At 66.3% G+C, this 3,974-nt stretch carries 4 protein-coding genes and 1 pseudogene; 4 read left to right on the top strand and 1 reads right to left on the bottom strand.

Translation table 11 applies throughout. The features are described 5' to 3' along the window. Positions 1-659 (top strand): hypothetical protein (locus Q0X61_RS12785; RefSeq protein ID WP_297743222.1); only part of this gene is annotated, 659 nt, incomplete at its 5' end. Between the two features lie 331 nt (positions 660-990). Here Q0X61_RS12785 and Q0X61_RS12780 read toward each other — a convergent pair. Continuing rightward, positions 991-1,743, bottom strand: coding sequence for a nuclease-related domain-containing protein (locus Q0X61_RS12780; protein ID WP_297743220.1), 753 nt, complete (start codon positions 1,741-1,743; stop codon positions 991-993). Between the two features lie 222 nt (positions 1,744-1,965). Between Q0X61_RS12780 and Q0X61_RS12775 the strand changes: the two genes are divergently transcribed. From Q0X61_RS12775 to Q0X61_RS12765, 3 genes and pseudogenes are all read left to right on the top strand, one after another. Beyond that, positions 1,966-2,646 (top strand): hypothetical protein, encoded by a 681-nt coding sequence (locus Q0X61_RS12775; protein WP_196324634.1) that lies wholly within the window; start codon positions 1,966-1,968, stop codon positions 2,644-2,646. Further along, positions 2,628-3,374 (top strand): hypothetical protein, encoded by a 747-nt coding sequence (locus tag Q0X61_RS12770; RefSeq protein WP_297743216.1) that lies wholly within the window; start codon positions 2,628-2,630, stop codon positions 3,372-3,374. Before Q0X61_RS12775 ends, Q0X61_RS12770 begins: the two co-directional genes overlap by 19 nt. Before the next feature lie 103 nt (positions 3,375-3,477). After that, a pseudogene (locus tag Q0X61_RS12765) lies at positions 3,478-3,951 on the top strand (transposase); the annotation flags it as partial. Between the last annotated feature and the right edge of the window lie 23 nt (positions 3,952-3,974).

Raw genomic sequence — 3,974 nt, 5'->3', positions numbered from 1 at the left:
TGCATCGGCATCCCATCGGAGAACGCCGACACCAGGAAGGTAGTCCAGTGAGCGACGTTGAGATCGAGGTCATCGACGGCGAGCGGATCGACGTCGGCGACGGCGTGAGCATCCCCACGGCGTGGGATGCTGTCGCCACCGGTGAGCCGAACGTCGCGGGAGTCATCCGGCTTCATGTGGTGTTCGACAAGCAGCTCCGGCGCACCGCGGCCGCATCCGTCCGCCTCGACCGCGCGGGGGAGGGTGACGAGGCGACCGCCGCGGCGCTGCGCGAAGTGCGCGTGCAGTACCTCGTCGCCTACTCGTCGATGCGCGTGGTCACCGTGACCCGTGAGAGCGGCAAGGCCGAGTCCCTCAGCCAGTACCTCACGGAGGTGAGGTCCCGCACCGACCGCACCTACGAAGAGACGGTTCGCGAGGCGGTGCGGCTCTACCGAATCGCAACGACCGTGAACCTGGCTCCCCTCAAACTCGTCTCGGAACAGCTCAGTGTGAGCGTCAGCACGGCGACGCGCATGATGGCTCGCGCACGCGAATCCGGCCTCGCTGACGACCTGATCGCGCGCGAGACGTACAACCGCATGCGGGCGGACGAAGAGGAACTGACCCATCCGCACCTCGGCCCGCCGTCGCCGTCTGGCCCCTCGATCGGGCGCTGACGACAATCTGAAGCAACGAGAGCCGTTTCTGCACTCTGCTCGACAGATCGCGTCAGAGCGAGCAAACTGCTCAAATCAGGCGCATTTTGCGCAGGCCGAATTCGTTCTTGCCCGCATTCGTTTTCGGCATACGCCTGAGCACCGCGCCAGCACTGGTGACTCTTGCCCGCTTTTTGCCCACATTCCATTTCCACCTGGCTGTTTTCGGACGTCGCTGAATGGCGGAGCGCTCCGAAAAATCCGCGTAACTCCGCGGATTTCGTCGTTTTGCGTCGCTATGCAGAATGCTCAAAACGTGTTCGAATCCCTCCAGGGGCACACTTGTGATGTCTCAGGACATCGTGAACGGATGAACCCCCGGTTTCGGGGGTTCATCCGTTTTTTCGTTGGGATCCCTGGGTGGGGTTGAGGGTGAATTCGGCGAGGACGAGGCCGCTGTCGGTGATGACGGTGGCGTCGTTGTTGTGGATGAGGCATCGAGTCGAGGCTTCTTCTTCTTCAGCCAACGGGTGAGCCGCGCGATATCCAGCACGACGATGTCCGCGGGCTGCTCTCGAATGGTGATCTGCTTGGCGCCGACGTTGGCGATGACTCCGCCTACGGGAACGTCCGTTGCGGCAGCAGCGGATAGGAGCTTCTGCGTTCTCGTCGCTTCGTAGCGCGTGTTGCGCAGGTGGTCTGTGGCCTGTCCGTTGACGAGCAGCCGGCGGCTGCCCACCCACACCCGCGCGTCCTCATGGAACTTGGTATTGATGGTGAACACGCCCGCCGCGCTGACGACGACGTGGTCGATATCGCTGCCGCGCGTCCCGATTGGCGCCGAGTTCAAGACGGTCCACTCGTCGCCGAGCGAGTCGAGACGGCTGGCGACGTCGAGCTCGCCGAGTGCGCCGACATGCCAGGGACGCGATTCGTCCGACAGCGGCGATCGTCCGAACCTGCGCGCGACTGCACCGCGCGGTGGAACGTCAGCCTGGACACGCAAGCATTCGGCCATGACGGATGCCGCGGCTACAGTCCCGAATGTCGACGAGTTCGGAGCGGGGGAGTCGAGCGGCAGCTGAGGGGGGAGTTCAGATGTCATCGGGCTGAGTCTAAGGAGGTTGGGGCTGCCGGCGTGTGCAGGTCGACGAGCGAGCGCAAGTCGCCCCCGCATCGAGCACTGGCACGAGCGGGTCCTACGTGCCGGTGCCGCCGGGCAGCGGTCCCGACGGCGGGGAGTGTCATCGGCGAACGCAAACCGACCGTTTGCGCGCGGCGCGCCAACTCTGTGTCACAATAGTTCCAAGTTTGGAGGTGTTCTGCAATGGTTGACCTGACGGCGACCGAACTCGCCAGCCGCCTCGGCGTCTCGCGGCGCCACGCCATCGACCTCCTCGCCGAAGGCTCCATCGCTGGGCACAAACTCTCTTCCGGCGCGTGGCTGGCCGACGCTGACTCCGTGCTCCGCTACGAAACGTCTGCTCGCCGCGGCGGTGGTCGAAAGCTCGACGTCGACACCGCGTGGGGACTGCTGTGGGAGCTCAGCGGCCTCGAGGCGACCTGGCTAACCCCCAGCACCCTTTCGCGCACACGCCGGCGACTGCGCACATGGGGTGCCGACGAGCTCGCGCGCGCCGTCTCAGGGCGCACCCGAGCGCACCGCTACCGTGCCGCCAATGCCACCAAAGCCGGGGAAGAGCTCATCGCTACCGGCCGCTCCGCCGCCGGCCAGCTGCGCGTCGGACTCATGGACGACACCCGCCAGGTTTCCGGCTACGTCCGCCGCGGCGAAATCGACGAGTACGCCCGCACGCACTTCATGGTGGCCTCGACCAGCGGCCAAGACGTCCTCTACGACAACACGCTGCCGATCACGTACGACGGTGACACGATGCCGGCCGCGGTCATCGCCGCGGACCTCGCTGTCAGCACCGACACCAGGGAACGCAGCGGTGGCCTGCGAGCTCTCACTGAACTGAGGAACGCATGGCTGGCCTTGAACTGACCGTTGATATGGGGGCTGACGACCTTCTCCCCGCATGGCGGACGGTCATCGACGTAGCCGGCACCGGGATCTCGGAGAACCTCACACTTGTGGGTGGCCTCATGGTCGCAATCCACGGCAGTAGGGCCGGGGTGGCGATGCGCCGGTCCACCGACGGCATGGACGCGCTCGTGGACTACTGGGCCGACCGCAGCTCTCGGGCCGGGACCCGGGCCGCCCTGGCCCAGATCGGGTTCGAGCTCGTCGAAAGCGAAGAGCATGCCTATCGATTTGTGCACGCGGACGGCCGCAAGGTAGACATCATGGTCGCCGACCATCTGCCCTCTCGGATGCGGCCGAGGCTCGCGCAACGACCCGCGTTCGCTGCGCCCGCCGGAGAGCAGGCTATCCGCCGCCGCGACACGTACACGCTGATCTTCAATGGCGGTGCCCGCGTCGCCCTCGGTGTGCCCGATGAGCTCGGCGCGCTGGTCGCCAAAGGAGCGGCCTATCTCGTGGACAACCGCGATCGGGCCCGCCACCTCGACGATGCAGCCGTCATCCTTGCCAGCGTCAGCGACGCGTCCGAGCTCGCCTACGACACGATGAGCGCGAACGACCGGCGCAGGCTCCGCGCCATCCTCGAGAACCTAGGTGACGAGGGGCACTCGAGCTGGGTGAATCTCGATCCGGCCGACCGAGAACGGGGGCTCATGAACGCCGCACTCATCGCAGGCGCGGTCGGGTGACTGGCTTCGGCGTGTCAGGTGTTCATCCCGAATGCGCGCAGCAGCGGGACGCGGGGGATCATCCGGCGCGGGTCGAGCTGGATCGTGGGGATGGTTCCGCTTCGGCCAGCGCGGGATGAAGGGCGACCCGCTCTACCAGATACGCCGCACCCTGCACACCGGCGACAAGCTGCTCACCGACCGGCAACGCTCCCGGCTGGAGGCGTTGTTCGCGGCCGAGGAGCACGTCGAGGTCGAAGCGACCTGGGGCATCTACCAGCGCATGATCGCGGCGTATCGTGAACCCGACAAGAAGCTCGGCAAGCAGATGATGCAAGCCGTGATCGACGCGGTCAGCACCGGGGTTCCTGCCGCGCTCGTCGAGATCCGCAAGCTCGGCCGCACCCTCAAGCAGCGCGCCGCCGACGTGCTCGCGTTCTTCGACCGTCCCGGCACGTCCAACGGGCCCACGGGAGCGATCAACGGCGGGCTCGAACACCGCCGCGGCTCCGCGCTCGGCTTCCGCAACCTCACGAACTACATCGCTTATGCGGAATTCCGCATAAGCGACGGTATGTCGACCTCGGGGTTATGTTGACCGGCTCGGTGAGCGCCCAGGCG

Origin of the sequence: uncultured Tessaracoccus sp. (assembly GCF_947255005.1) — a bacterium.
Lineage (GTDB): Bacteria > Actinomycetota > Actinomycetes > Propionibacteriales > Propionibacteriaceae > Arachnia.
Note: the sequence above shows the minus strand (reverse complement) of the source record. Positions and strands in the feature narration are given on the sequence as shown.